The sequence below is a fragment of the Micromonospora sp. CA-244673 genome (assembly GCF_050948395.1).
GTDB lineage: Bacteria > Actinomycetota > Actinomycetes > Mycobacteriales > Micromonosporaceae > Micromonospora.
Genome location: NZ_CP192019.1, coordinates 5,973,828 through 5,993,746, shown reverse-complemented (window position 1 = coordinate 5,993,746; position 19,919 = coordinate 5,973,828). Strand labels below are relative to the sequence as shown.

Annotated in this window: 20 protein-coding genes and 1 pseudogene; 8 read left to right on the top strand and 13 right to left on the bottom strand. The window is 72.2% G+C overall.

Going from position 1 to position 19,919, the window contains the following annotated elements:
- Positions 1–6 precede the first annotated feature (6 nt).
- Both ACQP12_RS27495 and ACQP12_RS27490 read left to right on the top strand, forming a co-directional pair.
- Positions 7–1,116 (top strand): DUF5925 domain-containing protein, encoded by a 1,110-nt coding sequence (locus ACQP12_RS27495; protein ID WP_433283115.1) that lies wholly within the window; start codon positions 7–9, stop codon positions 1,114–1,116.
- A gap of 54 nt (positions 1,117–1,170) precedes the next feature.
- Positions 1,171–2,586 (top strand): MFS transporter, encoded by a 1,416-nt coding sequence (locus ACQP12_RS27490; protein ID WP_433283113.1) that lies wholly within the window; start codon positions 1,171–1,173, stop codon positions 2,584–2,586.
- A gap of 55 nt (positions 2,587–2,641) precedes the next feature.
- Here the strand turns inward: ACQP12_RS27490 and ACQP12_RS27485 are convergent, their stop codons facing one another.
- From ACQP12_RS27485 to ACQP12_RS27465, 5 genes are all read right to left on the bottom strand, one after another.
- Positions 2,642–4,285, bottom strand: a complete 1,644-nt coding sequence (locus ACQP12_RS27485) for a glycoside hydrolase family 13 protein (protein ID WP_433289484.1) — start codon at positions 4,283–4,285, stop codon at positions 2,642–2,644.
- Positions 4,286–4,321: 36 nt separating this feature from the next.
- Positions 4,322–5,392 carry a LacI family DNA-binding transcriptional regulator gene (locus tag ACQP12_RS27480; protein WP_433283111.1) on the bottom strand — a complete coding sequence of 357 codons (1,071 nt, stop codon included), beginning with the start codon at positions 5,390–5,392 and terminating at the stop codon, positions 4,322–4,324.
- A gap of 61 nt (positions 5,393–5,453) precedes the next feature.
- Entirely contained in the window at positions 5,454–6,413 is a 960-nt protein-coding gene (locus ACQP12_RS27475) for a carbohydrate ABC transporter permease (protein WP_433283109.1), read from the bottom strand.
- A 1-nt stretch (position 6,414) separates the two neighbouring features.
- Complete coding sequence (locus tag ACQP12_RS27470; protein WP_433283106.1) at positions 6,415–7,461, bottom strand: carbohydrate ABC transporter permease; 1,047 nt, start codon at positions 7,459–7,461, stop codon at positions 6,415–6,417.
- Between the two features lie 71 nt (positions 7,462–7,532).
- The gene (locus ACQP12_RS27465) at positions 7,533–8,873 is read right to left on the bottom strand and encodes an ABC transporter substrate-binding protein (RefSeq protein ID WP_433283104.1); all 1,341 of its coding nucleotides are present in this window, start codon (positions 8,871–8,873) and stop codon (positions 7,533–7,535) included.
- Between the two features lie 263 nt (positions 8,874–9,136).
- On the opposite strand from ACQP12_RS27465, the gene ACQP12_RS27460 reads away from it, so the two are divergent.
- Complete coding sequence (locus tag ACQP12_RS27460) at positions 9,137–9,910, top strand: peptidoglycan DD-metalloendopeptidase family protein (RefSeq protein ID WP_433283102.1); 774 nt, start codon at positions 9,137–9,139, stop codon at positions 9,908–9,910.
- A gap of 36 nt (positions 9,911–9,946) precedes the next feature.
- Here ACQP12_RS27460 and ACQP12_RS27455 read toward each other — a convergent pair whose 3' ends face one another.
- From ACQP12_RS27455 to ACQP12_RS27435, 5 genes and pseudogenes are all read right to left on the bottom strand, one after another.
- Positions 9,947–10,441, bottom strand: a complete 495-nt coding sequence (locus tag ACQP12_RS27455) for a TspO/MBR family protein (protein ID WP_433283101.1) — start codon at positions 10,439–10,441, stop codon at positions 9,947–9,949.
- A 147-nt stretch (positions 10,442–10,588) separates the two neighbouring features.
- Positions 10,589–10,735, bottom strand: coding sequence for a GPGG-motif small membrane protein (locus tag ACQP12_RS27450; protein WP_357941275.1), 147 nt, complete (start codon positions 10,733–10,735; stop codon positions 10,589–10,591).
- Positions 10,726–11,503: pseudogene (locus ACQP12_RS27445) on the bottom strand (metallophosphoesterase family protein). The gene ACQP12_RS27450 and the pseudogene ACQP12_RS27445 overlap by 10 nt, the downstream one beginning before the upstream one ends.
- A 10-nt stretch (positions 11,504–11,513) precedes the next feature.
- Positions 11,514–11,723: a hypothetical protein gene (locus ACQP12_RS27440; RefSeq protein WP_357941975.1), complete on the bottom strand. Its 210-nt coding sequence runs from the start codon at positions 11,721–11,723 to the stop codon at positions 11,514–11,516.
- A gap of 56 nt (positions 11,724–11,779) precedes the next feature.
- The gene (locus ACQP12_RS27435; protein ID WP_091269725.1) at positions 11,780–12,361 is read right to left on the bottom strand and encodes a nucleotidyltransferase; all 582 of its coding nucleotides are present in this window, start codon (positions 12,359–12,361) and stop codon (positions 11,780–11,782) included.
- Between the two features lie 103 nt (positions 12,362–12,464).
- On the opposite strand from ACQP12_RS27435, the gene ACQP12_RS27430 reads away from it, so the two are divergent.
- Positions 12,465–13,244 carry a dTMP kinase gene (locus tag ACQP12_RS27430; RefSeq protein ID WP_433283098.1) on the top strand — a complete coding sequence of 260 codons (780 nt, stop codon included), beginning with the start codon at positions 12,465–12,467 and terminating at the stop codon, positions 13,242–13,244.
- On the opposite strand, the gene ACQP12_RS27425 is transcribed toward ACQP12_RS27430, so the two are convergent.
- The gene (locus tag ACQP12_RS27425) at positions 13,229–13,915 is read right to left on the bottom strand and encodes an SDR family NAD(P)-dependent oxidoreductase (RefSeq protein ID WP_433283096.1); all 687 of its coding nucleotides are present in this window, start codon (positions 13,913–13,915) and stop codon (positions 13,229–13,231) included. The genes ACQP12_RS27430 and ACQP12_RS27425 overlap by 16 nt on opposite strands.
- A gap of 301 nt (positions 13,916–14,216) precedes the next feature.
- On the opposite strand from ACQP12_RS27425, the gene ACQP12_RS27420 reads away from it, so the two are divergent.
- The 3 genes from ACQP12_RS27420 to ACQP12_RS27410 all read left to right on the top strand — a co-directional run bounded on the left by ACQP12_RS27420 (position 14,217) and on the right by ACQP12_RS27410 (position 17,524).
- A complete protein-coding gene (locus ACQP12_RS27420) occupies positions 14,217–15,131 on the top strand; it encodes a MurR/RpiR family transcriptional regulator (RefSeq protein ID WP_357941267.1) in 915 nt (304 codons plus the stop codon).
- A complete protein-coding gene (gene murQ, locus ACQP12_RS27415) occupies positions 15,128–16,075 on the top strand; it encodes an N-acetylmuramic acid 6-phosphate etherase (protein ID WP_433283094.1) in 948 nt (315 codons plus the stop codon). Before ACQP12_RS27420 ends, murQ begins: the two co-directional genes overlap by 4 nt.
- 459 nt (positions 16,076–16,534) lie before the next feature.
- A complete protein-coding gene (locus tag ACQP12_RS27410; protein ID WP_357941973.1) occupies positions 16,535–17,524 on the top strand; it encodes a sigma-70 family RNA polymerase sigma factor in 990 nt (329 codons plus the stop codon).
- 69 nt (positions 17,525–17,593) lie between these two features.
- Here ACQP12_RS27410 and ACQP12_RS27405 read toward each other — a convergent pair whose 3' ends face one another.
- The gene (locus tag ACQP12_RS27405; protein WP_357941263.1) at positions 17,594–18,562 is read right to left on the bottom strand and encodes a C40 family peptidase; all 969 of its coding nucleotides are present in this window, start codon (positions 18,560–18,562) and stop codon (positions 17,594–17,596) included.
- A gap of 497 nt (positions 18,563–19,059) precedes the next feature.
- On the opposite strand from ACQP12_RS27405, the gene ACQP12_RS27400 reads away from it, so the two are divergent.
- Positions 19,060–19,578, top strand: coding sequence for a DUF6232 family protein (locus ACQP12_RS27400; protein WP_433283092.1), 519 nt, complete (start codon positions 19,060–19,062; stop codon positions 19,576–19,578).
- A 9-nt stretch (positions 19,579–19,587) separates the two neighbouring features.
- Here ACQP12_RS27400 and ACQP12_RS27395 read toward each other — a convergent pair whose 3' ends face one another.
- Entirely contained in the window at positions 19,588–19,917 is a 330-nt protein-coding gene (locus ACQP12_RS27395) for a DUF3817 domain-containing protein (protein ID WP_357941259.1), read from the bottom strand.
- Between the last annotated feature and the right edge of the window lie 2 nt (positions 19,918–19,919).

Here is a 19,919-nt window from a genome sequence, read left to right as displayed (position 1 = left end):
CGTGGCGTGTCATCGACTTCCCCGCCCGGAGACGCCGCCCGGCGCAGCCCGCTGCCCGTCTTCCAGTACGACGACGTCGACAGCCCGGGCGACGTCATCGACACGCTGCTGCTGACCGACTTCGTCACCGGCCGCCACCCCTGGGCGCGTACGGTCCGCCTGGCCAAGGTCCGGGCCGGGGCCCGGCTGGTGCCCGAGCGGGCGGTGCTCACTCGGACGGCCATCGAGCGCCACCGGGAGGCCCGCCTCGCCGGTGGCGACGGCTGGACGGTACGGGTGGTGAGCTGGCGCGGCCGGGGCGCGGAGGTGACGGTCACCGCCGTCGACGAGGCGACCGGCGCGGCGGTCCTGGACGAGATCGTCACGGGCGGGGCCGAGCCGGTGCAGCGGGACACCGGCCCGATCGGCTTCTGGCACCAGAACCCCCGGCGCGGCGCCCAGCGGGACACGCGGCGGATCACCACGCCCACCTGGGCCGAGATCCGAGCCAACTATCCGGCCGCGGCGGCGGCCCGGCTGGACGCCCTGATGGTGGCGACCCCCGAGACGATCGCCGGCCGGCTGCTGCTCATGCACGGGCCCCCGGGCACCGGGAAGACCACGGCGTTGCGCGCGCTCGCCCGCGAGTGGCGCGAGTGGTGCCAGGTGGACTGCGTCCTCGACCCCGAGGTGCTCTTCGGCGATCCCGCCTACCTCGCCGAGGTGGCGGTGGGGGAGCACGAGGAGGGCGAGGACGGCGAGGACCGGCGCCGGTGGCGGCTGCTCGTCCTCGAGGACTGCGACGAGCTGATCCGGGCGGAGGCCCGGCAGACGACCGGGCAGGCCCTGTCCCGCCTGCTGAACCTGACCGACGGGCTGCTCGGCCAGGGACGCAACGTGCTGGTGGCGATCACCACCAACGAGGACCTGTCCCGGCTGCACCCGGCGGTGACCCGGCCCGGGCGCTGCCTGGCCCGGATCGAGGTGGGCCCGCTGTCGCACGCCGAGGGGACCGACTGGCTCGGCACCTCCGCCGGCGTCCCGGCACAGGGCGCCACCCTCGCCGAGCTGTACGCGCTCCGCGCCGGAACGGCGCCGGCCGGCGCGGTGCCGGTCGAGATCGGCGGCTACCTCTGACCGGAACGGGGGTCCGTGTTCCGGCCGTGACCCGCACCTGATTGGCTGCCCGGCATGAGCAGCGGCACGAGGGTCTCCCGGCGGGCGAACGCGGCGCACCGGTTCTACAGCGTGGTGGTGTTCGTGGTGCTCGCCTCGCTGGACAACGTGGCCATCGGCCTGGTCCCGCCGCTGTACGGGTCGATCTCCGGCGCGCTGGGGGTGTCGCAGCGGCTGCTCGGGCTGGTCACCGCGGTCAGTTTCCTGGTCAGCGCGGTTGCCGCGGTGGCCTGGGCGTACGTCGGCGACCGCACCGACCGCAAGCCGCTGCTCATGGTCGGCACGCTGATCTGGGCGGCCGGCACCGGGGGCAGCGCCCTCGCCCAGAACTACCCGATGTTCCTGGTCGCGCAGCTCGTCGCCGCGGTGGGGCTGGGCGCCGTCGGCTCGGTCGGCTTCTCGGTGGTCACCGACCTGATCTCGCCCCGCCGCCGGGGCCTGGTGATGAGCTTCTGGGGGCTGTCCCAGGGCGTCGGCACGCTCGCCGGCACGCTGACCGGGGGCCTGCTCGGCGCCACCGACTGGCGGCGGCCGTTCCTGGTGCTCACCGTGGTCGGCCTGGCCGCCACCGTGGCGTACCTGTTCACGTACGACATCCGGCGCGGGCAGAGCGAGCCGGAGCTGGCCGCGGCGCTCGACGCCGGCGGCGAGTACGACTACCGGATCAGCCGCACCGACCTGCCCCGGATCCTGGCCCGGCGGACCAACCGCTGGCTGATCCTCCAGGGGCTCACCGCGCAGGCCGCGTTCGGTTCGCTGGTCTGGCTGCCGGTGCTGTTCAGCCAGCGGGCCGAGGCGCAGGGCTACTCGGCGGCCACCGCCGTGGTGGTGGGCAGCGTCTTCGCCACCCTGTTCCAGCTCGGCGGGGTGCTCTCCATCGTGGGCGGCCTGGCCGGCGACGCGCTGCAACGACGTACACCGAGCGGCCGGGCCCTGGTCGCGGCGGTGGGCATCCTCGCGGCCGTGCCGTTCTACCTGGTCCTGTTCCTCGTGCCGATCCGGATCGACGTGCCGGACGGCGGCAGCGCCGGCGCGGTGATCGCGGCGGTGCTGGCCAGCGTGCTCACCGAGCCCACGGTGGGGCTGAGCCTGCTCACCGCCGTGCTCGCCCTGGCCCTCACCTCGGCCAACTCGCCCAACTGGTTCGCGCTGATCGCCGACGTCAACCCGCCCGAGCACCGGGGCACGGTCTACAGCCTCGGCAACCTGGTCAACGGGGTCGGCCGGGCGGCCGGCAACGGGCTGGTCGGGGTGGCCTTCGGGGCGCTGCGGGCGGCCTTCCCGCCGCCGCTGAACTACGCCGTCGGGCTGGCCGCGTTCCAGCTCTTCTTCATCCCGACCGGGTTCATGTACTGGCTGGCCGCCCGCACCTCGCCCCGGGACATCACCCAGGTCCACGACCTTCTGCACGCCCGCGCCGACCGCCTGTGAGGAGGGGCCCCTTCGCAACGCCGGGCGTTGCGGAGGGGCCCTTCCGTTGCGCAGGTCAGGCGCGGTACCAGACCGTGACGTCGGTGGGGACGGCGTCGTCCGCCAGCGGAGCGCTCGACGTCAGCACCTCGGCGCCGGCGGGCAGCGGCACCGGCTCCGCGCCGAAGTTGGTCAGCACGGTGAGGCCGCCGTTGGTGAAGGTCAGCACCTCGTCGCCGGAGGAGAGCCAGCGCAGCGGCCCCCGGGCCAGGGCGTGCTCGCGGCGCAGCCGCAGGGCCGTCCGGTACAGCTCGTAGGTCGAGCCGTCGACACCGCGCTGCCGGTCGAGCGCGTACTCGGCCCAGCTCGGCGGCTGGGGCAGCCAGCTCGCGTCGGTCGGCCCGAAGCCGTACGACGGGGCGTCGGCCTCCCACGGGATCGGCACCCGGCAGCCGTCCCGGCCGCGCTGGGTGTGCAGGCTGCGCTCCCAGGTCGGGTCCTGGCGGGCCTCGTCGGGCAGCGTCGTGTGCTCCGGCAGGCCCAGCTCCTCGCCCTGGTAGAGGTAGGCGGAGCCGGGCAGGGCGAGCATCAGCAGGCTGGCGGCCCGGGCCCGGCGCAGGCCGAGCGCGGCGTCGGGCTGCGGGTCGCCGATGCCGATGCCGTTCGGGCGGCCGCCGCCGACGGCCAGCCCGAGCCGGGAGGCGTGCCGGACCACGTCGTGGTTCGACAGCACCCAGGTGGTCGGGGCGCCGACGCTGTCGGTGGCCTCCAGCGAGCGGGTGATCACCGCGTACTGGGCGGGTGCGGTCCAGGCGGCGAGCAGGTACTCGAAGTTGAACGCCTGGTGCATCTCGTCCGGCCGCACGTAGCGGGCCAGCCGCTCGGCCGGCTCCACCCACGCCTCGGCGACCAGGATCCGCTCCCCGTCGTAGGAGTCGAGCAGCCGGCGCCACTCCCGGTAGATGTCGTGCACACCGTCCTGGTCCCACATGGGCGGGCGCGGCTTGTCCACGTCCTGACCGGAGAGGATCTCCTGCGGCTCCTGCCAGTCGGCCAGGTCGGCCTGCTTGATGAGGCCGTGCGCCACGTCCACCCGGAACCCGTCGACGCCCCGGTCCAGCCAGAACCGGAGGACGTCCAGGAACTCGGCGCGCACCTCCGGGTTGCCCCAGTTGAGGTCGGGCTGGCCGGTGTCGAAGAGGTGCAGGTACCACTGGCCGTCCGGCAGCCGCGTCCAGGCGGGCCCGCCGAAGACGCTCTCCCAGTCGTTCGGCGGCTCGGCGCCCTGGGGGCCCTTGCCGTCGCGGAAGACGTAGCGCTGCCGCTCCGGGCTGCCCGGCGCCGCCGCGACGGCCTCCTGGAACCAGCGGTGGTCGGACGAGGTGTGGTTCGGCACCAGGTCGACGATCACCCGCAGGCGGCGCGCCTTCGCCTCGGCGATCATCTTGTCGGCGTCCGCCAGGGTGCCGAAGAGCGGGTCGACGTCCCGGTAGTCGGCCACGTCGTAGCCGGCGTCGGCCTGCGGGGACGGGTAGAACGGCGACAGCCAGATCGCGTCGACGCCCAGCTCGCTGAGGTGGTCGAGGCGCGCCGTGATGCCGGGGAGGTCGCCGATGCCGTCGCCGTTCGAGTCGGCGAACGAGCGCGGGTAGATCTGGTAGATGACGGCCTCGGTCCACCAGCCGGTGGCCGGGGTCTCCTGCGTCGCGTCGGTGTTCAGCGCCTTCTCCCTGTCGTGCGTACGGGACGAATCTGTTCAGTTTGCCCGGGGCGGCGCGGTCGATTCGCGCACCACCAGGCGAGTGGGCAGGATCACCGAGGCGGGCGACCCGTCGTCGGCTTCCGCGCCGCGCGGGGCGGGCACCAGCCCGGCGTACGGGCCGGCGACGCGCCCGCCCAGCGGGTCGAGCAGCATCCGGGCGGCGAGCAGCCCCTGCTCCGCGGCCGGCTGGGCGATGGTGCTCAGCCCGAGCACGCCGGCCAGGTCGTGGTCGTCGATGCCGATCACGCTGACGTCCTGGGGCACCCGCAGCCCCGCGTCGCGCAGCGCGGTCATCGCGCCCATCGCCATCTCGTCACAGGCGGCGAAGATCGCGGTCGGCGGCTCGCCCCGGGCCAGCAGCTCGGCGGTCGCCCGGGTGCCGCCGTCGACGGTGAACTGCGACTCGACGTCCAGGCTCGGGTCGGGCCGGAGCCCGGCCGCGCGCAGCGCCTCCTGGTAGCCACGCCGCCGGTCCAGGTGGGTGGTGAAGGCCAGTTCGTCGTCCGGGTCGCCGGAGATGTGCGCGATCCGGGTGTGACCGAGGTCGAGCAGGTGCCGGGTGGCGGTCCGCGCCGCGGCCACGTCGTCGATCCGGACGCGGGGCCAGCCGGGCACCCCGCTGCCGGAGCTGATGGTCACGCCGGGCAGGGCCAGCTTGGTCAGCGCGGTGAGGTCGGCCGGGCGCAGCGGGGTGGCGACCAGAATGATCGCGTCCACCCGCTTGTGCAGGCTGGCCGGCCGCAGCACCCGCTGCCGGGTCTGCTCCCGCCCGCCGAGGTTGTAGAGCAGCAGGTCGTAGCCGTTCTGGTGGAGGTAGTCCTCGACCGCCTCGACCACGGTGCCGAAGAACCAGCGGGTGATCCGGGGGACCACCACCGCCACCGTGCCGGTCTTCCCGCCGGCCAGCCGGGAGGCGCTCGGCGAGACGGCGTACTGGAGCTGCTCGGCGGCGGCGAGGACCCGGCGGCGCGTCGCGGCCGAGACCGTCGGCAGGCCGCGCAGCGCCCGGGAGACGGTGGCCGTGGACACCCCGGCCAGGCGGGCGACATCGTCAATCTTCGTCATTGGTTCCCCGCTCCGAGCCGCGCCCGCCGCCGCCGGGGACCGGCGGCGGCGGAGCAGCGGATCAGCCCTTGACGCTGCCGGCGAGCAGGCCTCGCACGAAGAAGCGCTGGAGGGACAGGAACACGATCAGCGGTACGACGATCGACACGAACGCGCCGGCCGTCAACCGTTGCCACTCGTTGCCCCGGGTGCCGGCCAGCTCGGCGAGCCGGACGGTGAGCGGGGCCGTCTCGTCGCCGCCACCCGCGAAGATCAGCGCGACCAGCAGGTCGTTCCAGACCCAGAGGAACTGGAAGATGCCGATCGCGGCCAGCGCCGGGGTGATCAGCGGCAGGACGATGGTCCGGAAGATCTTGGGGTGGGTGGCCCCGTCGACCCGTGCCGACTCCATCAGTTCGCCCGGCAGTTGCGCGATGAAGTTGTGCAGCAGGTAGACGGCGAACGGGAGCGCGAAGCAGGTGTGCGCGAACCAGACCTGCGCGAACTTCTGCTCGTCGACCAGGTCCCAGGCGGGAAGCACCTGGATCCCGGCGATGGTGACGCCGGTGGAGAAGAACTTCAGCAGCGGCACGAGCGCCATCTGCAGCGGCACGATCTGCAGCGCGAAGATCGCGATGTAGACCCAGTCCCGCCCCTTGAAGTTGATCCACGCCAGCGCATACGCGGCCAGTGAGGCGAAGGCGATCGGGAAGAGCACCGACGGGATGGTGATCGCCAGCGAGTTGATGAAGTAGCTGGCCAGCTGCCCGGACGAGCCGGTGCTGAACAGCACCTCCTGGTAGTTCTCCAGGGTGAACTGCGGGTCGCTGAAGAACGTCCACCAGCCGGTGGTCTTGATCTGGTCCTCGGGCCGGAACGAGGAGATGAACAGGCCGAAGGTCGGGACCGTCCAGAGCAGTGCGAGCACGATCGAGACCAGCGTTGCGGTGCGGCTGTTCAGCCGCTTGCGGACCCGGGCGGCCCGGCCAGGCGTCCCGGTGGCCTGGACACCGGCTCCGACGGTGGGGGTGGCGGTGGTCATCTCAGCCCTCCCGCTGCTGACGCAGGTTGCGGATCTGGTAGATCACGATCGGGATGACCAGGACGAAGAGGAAGACCGCAAGTGCCGAGCCCTGCCCGGGCTGGCCGTAGCGGAACGCCTGGTTGTACATCTCGTTCGCGATGACGCTGGTGTCGTAGTTGCCGTTGGTGGCGGTCCGGACGATGTCGAAGACCTTCAGCGTGGCGATCGAGAGCGTCACCACCACGACGATCACCGCCGGCCGGATGCTCGGCATGGTGATCTGCCAGAACATCTGCCACGGGGAGACGCCGTCGAGGCGAGCCGCTTCGACGATGTCGGCCGGGATGGCCTTGATCGCGGCGGAGAGCACCACCATGGCGAAGCCGGCCTGGATCCAGATCATGATCACGATGAGCAGCAGGGTGTTCAGCGGCGACTCCAGCAGCCACTGCTTGGGTTCGCCGCCCAGGCTCACGACGATCTGGTTGAGCAGGCCGATCTGGTCGCCGTCGCCCCGGTAGGCGTAGACGAACTTCCAGATGATGGCGGCGCCGACGAACGAGATCGCCATCGGCAGGAAGATCAGGGACTTGGCCACCGACTCGAACCGGGCCTTGTCCACGAGCACGGCGTAGATCAGGCCGAACGCGGTGGCCACCAGCGGAACCAGCAGCACCCAGATCAGGCTGTTGATCAGCACCCGGACGATGGAGTCCTCGGAGAACATCCAGGTGTAGTTGGCCAGGCCCACCCAGTTGCTGCTGTCCTTGTCCATGAACGAGAGGAGGGTGGTCCGGATCGCCGGCACCACCAGCCCGACGGCGAGGAACAGCAGTGTCGGCAACAGGAAGAAGAGCGCGAACAGGCCTTCCCGCGGCTTGCGCCGGCGGGGCAGGGGCGTACCGCTCGCCACGGCCGCGACCAGCCTCGCCTCCCGGCGGCGGTCGAACCAGGCCGGCACCACGTCGAGGAGCAGGAGCAGACCGCCCACCACCGCGACGAAAGCGATCAGCCCGTACATCAGCATGAGGAACTTCGGCTGTTCCGCCGCGAAGTCGAACTCCATCGACCCTCCCTCAAGGGTTCGGTTGCGGGCGGTGGCCCGGCCCGCGTCGCGGACCGGGCCACCGCCTCAGATCACTTCCAGCTGCCCTCGATGCCGTTCAGCACCGTGGTGGTGTCCTTGCCGTTGATCCAGTCGACCATGCCCTTCCAGAAGGTGCCCGCGCCGACCGCGGCCGGCATCAGGTCCGAGCCGTCGAACCGGAACTCGGTCTTCGGGTCCTGCAGGATCTGCACGGAGAGCTTGTCCACCGGGTTCGGGACGTTGTTGATGTCGAGCTTCTTGTTCGCCGACAGCCAGTCGCCGATCTTGGCGCGGCTGTTCACGTACTCGCCGGAGGCCAGGTAGGTCTGCACCGCCTGGACCTCGGGACGGTCCGCGAAGGCCGAGACGAACTCGCCGGCACCGAGCACCGGCTTGCCCTTGGCCGGGTCGACGGCCGGGAAGTAGAACGCGAAGACGTCGCCGTCCTCGGCCACCTTGGTGCCCTCCGGCCACTGGTTGGCGTAGAAGGACGCCTGCCGGTGCATGGCGCACTTGCCGGTGGTGATCGGCGTGCCGGCCTCCTGGAAGGACGTGGTGGCGATGCTCTTCACGCCGCCGAAGCCGCCGTTCATGTACTTCTCGTTCTTGAGGATGGTGCCGGCCTTGTTGACCGCGTCGGCGACCTTCGGGTCGTTGAACGGGATGCCGTGGGTGGTCCACTGGTCGTAGACCTCCACCCCCTGGGTGCGCAGCAGCACGTCCTCGATCCAGTCGGTGGCCGGCCAGCCGGTGGCGTCACCGGACTCGATGCCCGCGCACCACGGCTTGGTGCCGCTCGCCGCGATCTTGTCGCTCAGCGCGATCAGCTCGTCCCAGGTGGTCGGAACGGACCAGCCCTTCTCCTTGAAGGTCTTCGGCGAGTACCACACGTAGGACTTCACGTTGGAGCCGAGCGGCACGCCGTAGAGCTTGCCGTCCACGGTGCTGTACTTCAGCCAGTCGGGGGAGAAGTTCTGCTCGGCCAGCGCCTTGGTGTCGGCGCCGACCGTCTTGATCTTGCCCGAGTCGACGAACCGCTTGAGCAGACCCGGCTGCGGGATGAAGGCAAGGTCGGGGGCGTTGCCGCCGTCCACCCGGACACCCAGCTGGGCCTCGAACTCGCCGGAGCCCTCGTGGTCGATCTTGATGCCGGTGCAGTCCTCGAACTGCTTCCAGGACTGCTCCAGGCGGTCGGCCTCGATGTCCCGGATCGACGAGTAGATCGTCACCTTCTTGCCGTCGTGGCCCTGGTACTTGGAGTAAGGGGCGCACTCGGGCTTGCTCGCGTTGCCGCTCTTCTTGTCGTTGCCGGTGCCGCAGGCGGTGACGCCGAGCGCCAGCCCCAGAACGCCGGCGATCGCGAGAGCCTGGCGCGATCTGGCAAACGCCATGCCGATCTCCTTCCTTGCCGGCGCGTGGGGGGAAATCGAACCCGCGCCGGTCCGATGGTCGTCCCCACATGTAAGCGCTTGCATCCCGTCCGGTCCACCCCCTGCCGGACACGGCCCGGTAACAATCCGGAAACCCGCTCACCGGCCGTGGGCGCGCTCCCACGCTGCGCTGATCCGCCCCCGGGGAGACCTCTTCCCATCGATGGAACTTTCTACCACCCTGTCCGTATCAGATCGAAAACTTTCAACATTGGAGGCAGTGGATGCGCAAACGCTGGTTCAGCCTCGCGGCGGTGGCCGCCGTCCTCGTGGCCCTGATCCCGGCGGCGCCGGCCATGGCCGCGCCGACGTTCAAGGTTCCGTTCCCCTGCAACCAGTCCTGGTCCGGACAGACCCGGTCGGACCACAGCCCGGCCTACGCCGTCGACTTCAACCGCACCGACGACCTCGGCGACCCGGTGGTGGCCAGCGCGCCCGGCACCGTCGACCGGGTCACCGACCTCGGCGGCACCAGCTACGGCAAGTACGTCCGGATCGACCACGGCAACGGCTACACCACCTACTACGCCCACCTGAGCAGCTTCAACGTCTCGGTCGGGCAGACCGTCGGCTACGGCCGGGTCATCGGCTACGTGGGCAGCACCGGCGGCTCCACCGGGCCGCACCTGCACTACGAGCAGCGGTTGAACGGCAACGACATCCAGGTCCGGTTCAACGGGGCGCTCGCCCTCTACTGGGGGACCAAGACCTACACCAGCGACAACGGCTGCTCCGGCTCGAACACCGGGGCGGGCACGGTGAACACCGCCGGCGCCGCGCTGACGGTACGGTCCGGCCCGGGCACCGGCTACAGCGCGGTCGGCTCGGTGGCCGACGGCGCCAACGTCACCATCTACTGCCAGACCAGCGGCACCAGCGTCACGGGCACCTACGGGACCAGCTCGATCTGGGACCGGATCGGCTCCGGCCGGTTCATCTCCGACGCGTACGTCTACACCGGCTACGACGGGTACATCCCCGGCGTGCCGCGCTGCTGAGGTCGGGTGGGCGCGGGGCCGGCCGCCCCGCGCCGCTCACCGGTTCAGCTGCCAGATGGCGAGGTTGAGCGCACCCGCGAAGGTCACCCAGGCCCAGTACGGCAGCAGGAGCAGCGTCGCCGGCCGGGAGACCCGCCGGAACAGCGCCACGGTGACCCCGATGGCCAGCCACATGAGAATGATGTCGGCGAACGCCAGCCCGTAACGGCCGGCGCCGAAGAAGAGCGGGGTCCAGATCGCGTTCAGGACCAGCTGGGTGACCCAGGCGCCGAGCGCCGGCCCCCAGCCGGCGCGCTGCCAGACCAGCCAGCCGGCCACCGCGATGAACCCGTAGAGGACGGTCCAGACCGGGCCGAAGAGCCAGGACGGCGGTGCCCACGCCGGCTGTGCGAGATCGGCGTACTCCTCCTGGGTGTTGCGCACGCCGAGCGCGCCGACGGCCGCCGCGACGGTCACCGCGGCGCCGAAGCCCAGCAGTGCCAACCACTTCCGCCCGCGGCCGACGCGCCGGAGGCTTCCCGAGATCGTCATACCACCGGGTGCCCAGCCCCCGGGGTGGGCAAACGGCCCGCGCAGCACGGCGCCGGGGCCGCCGGATCCGGGAGGCTCCTGTCTGGGAGGACGAAGCTCTCGGACCCCGCGACCCCGGCGGGTCCAGGGGTGGTGGGAGGTCGACGGCTAATTGCTGAAGATGCTGACGCCGCCCGGCCCAACGAGCAGGCCGACGATGATGAGGACGATGCCCCACAGGATCTGCCGGCGGAACAGCGCGAGGATGCCGGCGACCACCAGTACGACTGCGAGAATCCAGAGAATCAGCTCCATGTCGGCCGGATACCCGTTCGTCGGATCCGGGAAACCTGCTTCTCAGTCCAGGTGATCACCGAGGTGGAAGATGCTGTAGGCCTGCTTGATGACCGGGTGCGCCACGTTGCGGACGCGTACGCCGCCGGGGGTGGTGCCCCGCTCGGCGCCGTGGTGGGCGTGCCCGTGCAGGGCCAGCGCGGTGGGCGCCGAGTCGATGGCCTGGCCGAGCTGGTAGCAGCCGAGGAACGGGTAGATCTCCAGCGGCTCGCCCGCCAGGGTGTCCGGCACGGGGGAGTAGTGGGTGAGGGCGACCAGCACGTCGCAGTCCAGCCCGAGCAGCGCCGCGGCGAGGGAGTCCGCGCTGTCCTTGGTCGTCTGGACGAACGCCTTCATCTCCGGTTCGCCGAAGTCGCTGGCGCACCGCCCGGCGAACCCGCCGCCGAACCCCTTCACCCCGGCCACGCCCAGCCGGCCCTCGGCGCACTCCACCACGACGCCGTTCCCCTCCAGGACGGTGATCCCGGCGTCCTCCAGCACCTTCACCACCTGCGGCACCTGGTCGCACTGGTGGTCGTGGTTGCCGAGGACGGTGATGACCGGCACGCCGAGGTCGCCGAACTCCTGCGCCACGCAGCGCGCCTCGGACTCGGTCCCGTGCCGCGTCAGGTCCCCGGCGAGCAGCAGCACGTCGGCGCAGTCGGGCAACTCCTCCAGCGCCGGTCGGAACCGGCCGACCACGTCCTCGTCCAGGTGCACGTCGCCGACGGCGGCGATGCGGATCACCATCGAACCCCCCTCACGGCAGCTCCTCGACCTGGGTCGGCGCCTGCTTGCGGATCACCCCGATGTCGCTGGTGACCGGCAGGTTCGGGAAGCGCTCGGCCACCCGGCGCAGGATCTCCTCCCGCCGGTTCGGGCTCTCCACCTCGCCGTAGAGCACCAGGCCGCGCTCGCGGCGCACCACGGTGATGCCCTGCTCGGCGACGTCCGGGTCCTCGGCCAACATGCTCTGGATCTCCGCCTCGACGTACTCGTCGGGCGGCGCGTCGCCGTGGTGTCCGGTCACGGGGTCTCCCTTCCTCCGGACGCGCCGCCGGGCAGCACGTCGAGCCGGTCGAGCAGCACCAGGAACGCCTCGGCGTACGGCGAGTGCTGCGTCTCCTTCCGTACCCGTTCCCAGTCGATCTGTTCCCGCAGCGAGCGGGCGAGCGGCAGGGCCCGGGCGAAGTCGCAGTAGTGCTGCGAGAAGCTCAGCAGCTTGTGGACCATGAGCTGGCTGGCCGAGAGCACCGGCATGTGGATGGCGTCGACCGGCCGCACGATGGTGTCGGCGAAGGTCTCCTCGGTGACCGGCGTCTCGATCGGCCGGTGGATGAGGTCGACCATCCGGCCCTCGTCGTAGACCTTGACCAGCCAGTCCTCCGGCGGGCGCTCGGCGGTGAAGCCGGCCTCGACCAGGGCCTCCAGGGCCCGGTCCACGTCCTGTTGCCGGATCAGGAAGTCCACGTCGTGGTCGCTGGAGTGGCCGCCGTGGGCGTACACGGCGAAGCTGCCGCCCAGCGCGAATGGGATCTCGGACTGCTTGAGCACGGCGGCGACCTTCTTCAGCGTGTGCACCAGGGTCTCGTCCCCGCGCTCGGCCATTCTGGGTCTCCCGTCGTCGTGGGTGGCGGTGGGAATGAAGTTGCGTACCCGGCGAACGGGTCGGCCACACCTGTTGGGGGCGCGCCCCGACGTGCCGGTGACAATGCCGACAAACCGCCAGGCCGAGCACGGGTCGGATAATCTCGGGAGGGTGGCCAGGTCACTGCGGGTGCGGCGCGGCGGGGCCCGACTGCGCGCCGTCGCCCTGATCGGCATCGACGGCTCGGGCAAGACCACCCAGGCCCACCGGCTCGCCGAGGCGCTCACGGCCGCGGGTCATCCCGCCACCTACCACCGCAACGCCGGCGGTCGCCGCTGGCTCGGCCGGCTCGCCCAGCGGGTCGGCCGGCCCGACGCGCAGCGGCTCGTCGGGCGCAACGGGCTGCTCGCCCTGGAGTCCGTCCTCCGCTGGCTGGCCATCGCGCTCGCCCTGCTGACCTGCCTGGTGACCGGCCGGACGGCGGTGATGGACCGCTGGTCCGCCTGCCAGTACGCCAGCATCCGGGCGCACGGCGGGCAGCGCTGGGAACGGCTGGCCCGGGCCGGCTACGGGGTCTTCCCGCAGCCCCGGGTCACCTTCCTGCTCACCCTGGACCCGGCCGAGGCGTACCGGCGGATCGAGCGGCGCGGCACCGACCACGAGAGCATGCGGTGGCTCAGCGCCGCGGCCACGGCGTACCGGACCCTGCCGGAGTACGGCAGCTTCGTGGTGGTCGACGGCAACGGCACCCCGGAGGAGGTGTCCCGGCGGATCCGCGCGCACCTGACCGAGTGGCTCCCGGGCGACCCGCCGCCCCCGGCCGGGCCGGGCCCGACCGGCACCGGCCCGCCGTCGGGCGGGGCGGGGCAGGGTGAACCCGTGCCGGCTCAGGCCCGGCCGTAGACCGGGACGCTCGCCCCGCTGGTCGGCGCCGACTCGTCGGAGGCCAGGAAGCGGATCACCACGGCGATCTCGGCCGGCGGGACCCAGCGGCCGTGGTCGGCGTCCGGCTGGGCGGCCCGGTTGGCCGGGGTGTCGATCACGCTGGGCAGCACGGTGTTGCAGCGCACCCCGCGCGGCCGGTACTCCACGGCCACGGCGTTGGCGAAGGCCTGCACGGCCGCCTTGGCGGTGGCGTAGCCGGCCGCGCCGGGGAAGGGTGCCACCGCGGCCCGCGCCGACACGCAGACCACCGCGCCGCCCCCGGCCGCCACCAGGTGCGGCAGCGCGGCCCGGGTGACCAGGTAGGTGGGCCGCAGGTTGACCCGCAGCATCCGGTCGAACTCCTCGATCGGCGTCTCGTGCACCAGGCCGCCGCTCGCGTACCCGCCGACCAGGTTGACCACGGCGCGCAGCGGCGCGGCCGGCTCGGCGGTGGCGACGGCCACCGCTCGCGCGGCCCCCTCGGGGTCCAGCAGGTCCGCCGCGAGCCGGACCTCCCCGGCCGCCGGCGCCGTCCCGGCACCCTCCCGTTCGGGTACGACCACCCGCCAGCCGGCCGTGCGGAAGGCGGCGGTGACCGCACCGCCCAGCCCGCCCGTGCCCCCGGTCACCAGCACCGTGCGCTCCGCCATGCGCCCACGCTAGCCGCCCGGCCGGGCCGCCGGTGACCGGGGCGGGCATCCGGACCGGTCGATGCCCTCCCGCCTGCGGGTCCGGCCGACCGGTGACCTCGGCGCGGCCGTCCGGCCGATCCGGCAGGCGCGACGGCGGAGCCGCCCGTCGCCCGGCTCGGCGGAGTCGACCGGAGCGGAGGAGGCGGCCGGGCTGCGGGAATGGGACCCTTGGCGCGGGGGGCGGGCGCGGAAGGCGGTACTTTTCCCGATACGCGCCGTCATGGTTGACGGTCACGCCTCATGAAAGTAAGTTTCATCCGTGGCGAAGAGTCCGAAGATTTCTGCGAGTCACGAGCCCGGTGGACTGATCGTCCACATCAGCGGGCTGCTGCCCTCGCTGTCCCCGGCCGAGCAGCGGGTGGCCCGGCTGGTCGTCGCCGACCCGGCTGACGCCGCCCGGCGCACCATCACCGACCTCGCCACCGCCGCCGAGACATCCGAGGCCACCGTCATCCGGTTCTGCCGGTCGGTCGGCATGGACGGCTACCCCCAGCTGCGCATCCGGCTCGCCGCCGAGGCCGCCCGCCGGATCGAGCCACCGGACGCCCGGGTGGTCGGCGGCGACATCCCGCCCGGCGCCGACCTGGCGCAGATCATCGCCACCATCGCGTTCAACGACGCGCGGGCCGTCGAGGAAACCGCCGAGCAGCTCGACCCGGCCGTCTGCGAGCAGGTGGTCGAGGCGATCGTCGCGGCCGGCCGGATCGACGTCTACGGGGCCGGCGCCAGCGGCTTCGTCGCCTCGGACTTCCAGCAGAAGCTGCACCGCATCGGCCGCACCGCCTTCTACTTCCCGGACGTGCACACCGCGCTCACCTCGGCCGCCCTGCTCGGCCGGGGCGACGTCGCCGTCGGCATCTCGCACACCGGCACCACCTCGGACGTCATCGAGGTGCTCGACCAGGCCCGTGCCCGGGGCGCCACGACGGTCGCGCTGACCAACTTCCCCCGCTCGCCGATCACCGAGGTCGCCGACCACGTGCTGACCACCGCGGCCCGCGAGACCACCTACCGCTCCGGCGCGATGGCCAGCCGGCTGGCCCAGCTCACCGTGGTCGACTGCCTCTTCGTCGGGGTGGCCGCGCGGAACCGGGCCAAGGCCCGCAAGGCCCTGGAGGCGACCGCCGAGGCGGTCCAGTCGCACCGGGTGGGCGCCGGCCGGAGGCGGGCATGACGGCGGGACGGGTGGAGCGGGACGAGATGCCCGCCGTGCGGCCCGTGGTCCGGGTGGGCGCCCCCACCGAGCGGCGCAACCCGCAGAGCCTCGACCTCGACCTCATGTCGACCCGGGACGTGCTCACCGTCATCAACGAGGCGGACCGGCGGGTGCCCGCCGCGGTGGCCGCCGTCCTCGACGAGATCGCCGAGACCGTCGACCTGGCCGTCGCCGCGCTGCGCGGTGGAAACCGGGTGCACTACTTCGGCGCCGGCACCTCCGGCCGCCTGGGTGTGCTCGACGCCGCCGAACTCGCGCCCACCTTCAACTCGCCGCGGCACTGGTTCTGCTCGCACCTGGCCGGCGGCCCCGAGGCCATGTGGCGGGCCGTCGAGGACGCCGAGGACGACGAGCGCGGCGGCGCCGCCGACGCCGCTGAGTGCGTACGCCCCGGCGACCTGGTGGTCGGGCTGGCCGCCAGCGGGCGCACCCCGTACGTCCTCGGGGCGCTCGCCGCATCCCGGGCGCAGGGGGCCGCGACGGTGCTGCTCTGTGCCAATCCGGAGGCCGACGCCGCCGGGTCGGTGGACGTCTTCATCGGAGTGGACACCGGACCCGAGGTGGTCACCGGGTCGACCCGCATGAAGGCGGGCACCGCGCAGAAGCTGGTGCTGAACACCTTCTCCACTGCAGTGATGGTGCGTCTCGGCCGGGTCTACTCGAATCTGATGATCGACATGGTGGCCACCAACGCGAAACTGCGCGGCCGGATGATTTCGATTCTCATGGAGGCCACGGGCTGCGCCGAGGAGGTCTGCCGCGGCGCCCTCAACGAGGCCGACGGCGACCTCAAGACCGCCCTCGTCTCGCTGGTCTCCGGCGCCGAGGTGTCCGCCGCCCGGGCCGCCCTGGCCCGCTCCGCCGACCAGGTACGCGGCGCGCTCGCCCTGCTCGCCTCCTGACGCCCCCGCCGGCCGGATCCCTCCCGGCCGCGTCCGCACCACGGGTGCGACGCGCGTCACGCGGCGGGAGGGGACGTCCCTGGCGCTGCGGATTGTTCAACCAGCCGTGGGGTAATCCTCACCCGTGGCTGAACCGACCGGCCTGCCGACGCGTATCTCGCAGTGACCAGGATCGCAATCACGCGGTGACGCGGGTCGCTGTGTTCATGGAATTCGCAATGGTGCGATTTCCTGAGCGGACGACGATTCCGCTGCTCCGACGCCCTCCGACCGGGGCGTGCGCGAGCCACCCGGGCAGGGGTCCTGACAGCAAACATGGACCGGGCTCTCAGCTACTACTCAGGCATTCGTGACAGTTTCGACTCACGACATGGAATCCCCGACGCGTCTCATCTGTTGTGTAGGTGTCAGCACCTACGGGCACAGCGGAGGTTACGGGGAGGGCTGATGAACGTGGGGATGGCAAGGAACCGGGCAACCGGCGCGAGCGAGGGGACCGTGGCAATCGTGGACAAGAACATCGGCATGCGTACCGACGAGGTCGCCGAGGAGCGGGACCTGGTCGGCGTCTACCTGCACGAGATCTCCCGGACGCCGCTGCTGGACGCCGCCAAGGAGGTCGATCTCTCCAAGGCGATCGAGGCCGGCCTCTACGCCGAGCACCTGCTCGGCGAGGACCGCGTCCCCGCCGGCGTCGACCGGGAGGACCTGGAGCGGCTGGTCGCCGAGGGTGAGCGCGCGAAGGATCTGTTCATCCGCGCCAACCTGCGACTGGTCGTCTCGATCGCCCGCCGCTACGTGCGGTCGGGCATGCCCATGCTGGACCTGATTCAGGAGGGCAACACCGGCCTCGTCCGCGCGGTCGAGAAGTTCGACTACGAGCGGGGCTACAAGTTCTCCACCTACGCGACCTGGTGGATCCGCCAGGCGATCAGCCGGGCGATCGCCCAGCAGGAGCGCACGGTGCGACTGCCCGTGCACCTGGTCGAGGACGTCAACCGGATGCGGAACGTGGCCCGCCAGCTCACCCGTGAGCTGGGCAGCGACCCGGAGCCGGAGCAGATCGCGGCCGCGCTCGGCGTCACCGTCGAGCGGGTCAACGAGCTGCGCCGCTGGTCGCAGGACACCGTCTCGCTGGACACCCCGGTGGGCGACGACGGCGACACCAACCTCGGCGACCTGGTCGCCGACAGTGACGCCCCGTCGCCGGAGGAGATCGTCCTCACCGGTCTGGAGCGGCAGCGGATCGAGGGTCTGCTCAACCACCTCGACGACCGTTCGGCCGGCATCATGCGGGCCCGCTACGGCCTGGAGGACGGGCGCGAGCACTCGCTGACCGAGGTCGCCTCGCGGTTCTCGCTCTCCCGGGAGCGGATCCGCCAGCTGGAGATCCAGGCCCTCGGCCGGCTCCGTGAGCTGGCCCGCGCGGAGGGGCTGCAGGCGGCCTGAGCTGGTAGTAATGGATTCGACGAACGGCCGGCGTCCGATAGGGGGACGCCGGCCGTTTCGCCGTCCGGGTCAGCGCACCCGGCCGTAGCCGGCGATGCTCATGATGTCCATGTCGCGCTTGTTGACGTTGCGGCCCGCGCTGGGCGCGTCGATGATCTGGCCGCTGCCCACGTAGAGGGCCACGTGCCCGAGGCCGGAGTAGAACACCAGATCGCCGGGTTTCAGCGAGCCGCGGCTGATCCGGGAGGTGGCGTCCCACTGCATGGCCGCGTTGTGCGGCAGGGACTTGCCGGCGGCCCGCCAGGCCGCCAGGGTCAGCCCGGAGCAGTCGTAGCTGCCGGGGCCGTCGTCGCCGTAGCCGTAGGGCTTGCCGATCGCGCCGTAGGCGTAGCGCACGGCCACACCGGCGGAACCGGAGATGGCCGGGGCGCTGCCGGCGGAGCTGGACCGGGCGGGCGCCTCGGTGGCCCGGCCGTACGCCTTGCGGCGCAGCTCGTAGAGGCGGGCCAGGTCCGCCTCGATCTTCTTCTTGCCGGCGACCAGCTGCTTGGCCTGCGCCGCCTCCCGGGCCAGCGTGGCGTCGAGCCGGGTCTTCTGGTCGATCAGCCGGCGCTGGCTCTCGGTGAAGCCGGTGATGGTCTGCTGCCGCTGGCGGGTCAACTGGTCCAGGGTGCCCAGCCGGTCCGGCAGGGTGGCCGGCCCGCCCGGCTCCAGCAGGGCCTGCACGGTGCGCATGCCCCCGGTCTTGTAGGCCGTGGCGGCGATGGCGCCGACGTCGGCGCGGCTCCGCTCGGCCTGCTCCTGCAACGGGCCGATCTTGGCCTGCAACGCGGCCGCGGTGGCCTTGTTGGCCTTGATCTCCTCGTTGAGCTTGTTGTACGACTCGACGATTCGCTCCAGCTCAGTCGAGGACTTCTCGATCTGCTTCGTCAGCTCGGCGGGGGTGGGCTCGGCCCGAGCCACCGACGCCGGGGCGAGCAGTGCGGCCGAGAGGCCCGCCACCGCCAGCGAGCGCAGCAGGATCCGTAAGGACGACAAGAGCGGAAAGCTCCTCTCCGACACCTCGCCGGCGCGGGCGTGCCACCCGGCGACACCGGCCCGGGGCCATCCGGCTGGATGGCGGTCGACCAGACCGGCCTGCCCAACCTAACCCGTGACCGGAGTGACGGGGAGTTGAAGCAGGGGCGAAAGTTGGCAAAGTGCCAGGAAGTGCCGCCGGTGCCGGTGACGCTTGGTGACCGGTTCGCGGGCGGGCCGTCGCGGCGCCGGAGCCGGGTGGGCGGATCGCACCAGTGGCCCGATTCGTCGTTCTGGGCGGATGTCGCCAGGCAACGCGCCGCAAAGTCATGACAAAGACGGAAATCACTCCTGTTTCCCGGCGCGGCACCCGCGCGGCGGCAGGCCCGTGGGCAGGGAAAACGTCCGGCCCGGGTGGCGCGCCCGCAACACAATGAAGCGCGGAGTCCGGGAATCCCGCCGCGCGGCAAGGGCGTCGCGCGCCGGCGGTCCCGGCCCGCGAACCCCGGGAGGCCGCCATGCAGACCGATGGCTCCACCACCCGACCGCCCCGGTCGCCGGGCGCGGCCGCGTCCACCCTGCTCTACGCCCGGCCCGGCATCGTGGTCACCGGCGAGCGCTTCACCGTGGGCCGCAACAGCTGGCCGATCGCCGAGATCACCCAGCTCTGGACCGCCCGCGGCCCGCACGACCGGCTCGCCCTCCGGGCGGTGGCCGTCTCCGCGGCCCTGATCGGCGCGGTCGGTGTGCTGCTCGGCTTCACCGGCGGCCTGCAACGGCTCACCGCGGCGGCGTACCTCACGCTGGGCGCGGTCGGGCTGCTGCCGCTGCTGCTCGTGCTGATCGGGGACCGCTGGCGCCCCCCCTCGCACGAGCTGTGGGGCCGTGTCCGCGGCACCGAGGTGCTGCTGTTCAGCAGCGACAACGAGCGGCAGTTCGGCCAGGTCACCCGGGCCCTGCTACGCGCCCGGGAGGGTGCGCGTCACGGCGGCTGGACGGCCCCGCCGGCGGCCGAGGCGTGGCGGCCGAACCGCTGACCCGCCGGGTCAGCCGGCCACCGGCTCCGGGGTCCGCGTCGCCTGCTCGGCGGCCATCCAGTGGCTCACCCGGCGCTCGGCGTAGAAGGAGACGAACGGCACGGTGCCCGCGAGCATCACGAGCAGCATCCGCTTGAGCGGCCAGTCGGCCCGGCGCGACAGGTCGAAGGTGAGCGCCAGGTAGATCATGTAGAGCCAGCCGTGCGCGGTGCCGACCACGGCCACCACGGTCGGGTTGTCGAAGCCGTACTTCAGCGGCATGCCGATCAGGACCAGCACCACCAGCGCCACGCCCACGATCCAGGCGATCACGCGGTACCGGGTAAAGGCTCCGCCCACCG

Excerpts from the sequence above, each read along its gene's own strand:
- ACQP12_RS27480 (WP_433283111.1), bottom strand. The coding sequence starts at position 5,392 with ATGACGAAGATTGACGATGTCGCCCGCCTGGCCGGGGTGTCCACGGCC.
- ACQP12_RS27425 (WP_433283096.1), bottom strand. The coding sequence starts at position 13,915 with ATGGCGGAGCGCACGGTGCTGGTGACCGGGGGCACGGGCGGGCTGGGC.
- ACQP12_RS27430 (WP_433283098.1), top strand. The coding sequence starts at position 12,465 with ATGCCGACAAACCGCCAGGCCGAGCACGGGTCGGATAATCTCGGGAGG.
- ACQP12_RS27410 (WP_357941973.1), top strand. The coding sequence starts at position 16,535 with ATGGCAAGGAACCGGGCAACCGGCGCGAGCGAGGGGACCGTGGCAATC.
- ACQP12_RS27470 (WP_433283106.1), bottom strand. The coding sequence starts at position 7,461 with ATGGAGTTCGACTTCGCGGCGGAACAGCCGAAGTTCCTCATGCTGATG.
- ACQP12_RS27440 (WP_357941975.1), bottom strand. The coding sequence starts at position 11,723 with ATGTTGGCCGAGGACCCGGACGTCGCCGAGCAGGGCATCACCGTGGTG.
- ACQP12_RS27435 (WP_091269725.1), bottom strand. The coding sequence starts at position 12,361 with ATGGCCGAGCGCGGGGACGAGACCCTGGTGCACACGCTGAAGAAGGTC.
- murQ (WP_433283094.1), top strand. The coding sequence starts at position 15,128 with ATGACGGCGGGACGGGTGGAGCGGGACGAGATGCCCGCCGTGCGGCCC.
- ACQP12_RS27455 (WP_433283101.1), bottom strand. The coding sequence starts at position 10,441 with ATGACGATCTCGGGAAGCCTCCGGCGCGTCGGCCGCGGGCGGAAGTGG.
- ACQP12_RS27400 (WP_433283092.1), top strand. The coding sequence starts at position 19,060 with ATGCAGACCGATGGCTCCACCACCCGACCGCCCCGGTCGCCGGGCGCG.
- ACQP12_RS27490 (WP_433283113.1), top strand. The coding sequence starts at position 1,171 with ATGAGCAGCGGCACGAGGGTCTCCCGGCGGGCGAACGCGGCGCACCGG.
- ACQP12_RS27465 (WP_433283104.1), bottom strand. The coding sequence starts at position 8,873 with ATGGCGTTTGCCAGATCGCGCCAGGCTCTCGCGATCGCCGGCGTTCTG.
- ACQP12_RS27450 (WP_357941275.1), bottom strand. The coding sequence starts at position 10,735 with ATGGAGCTGATTCTCTGGATTCTCGCAGTCGTACTGGTGGTCGCCGGC.
- ACQP12_RS27460 (WP_433283102.1), top strand. The coding sequence starts at position 9,137 with ATGCGCAAACGCTGGTTCAGCCTCGCGGCGGTGGCCGCCGTCCTCGTG.
- ACQP12_RS27475 (WP_433283109.1), bottom strand. The coding sequence starts at position 6,413 with ATGACCACCGCCACCCCCACCGTCGGAGCCGGTGTCCAGGCCACCGGG.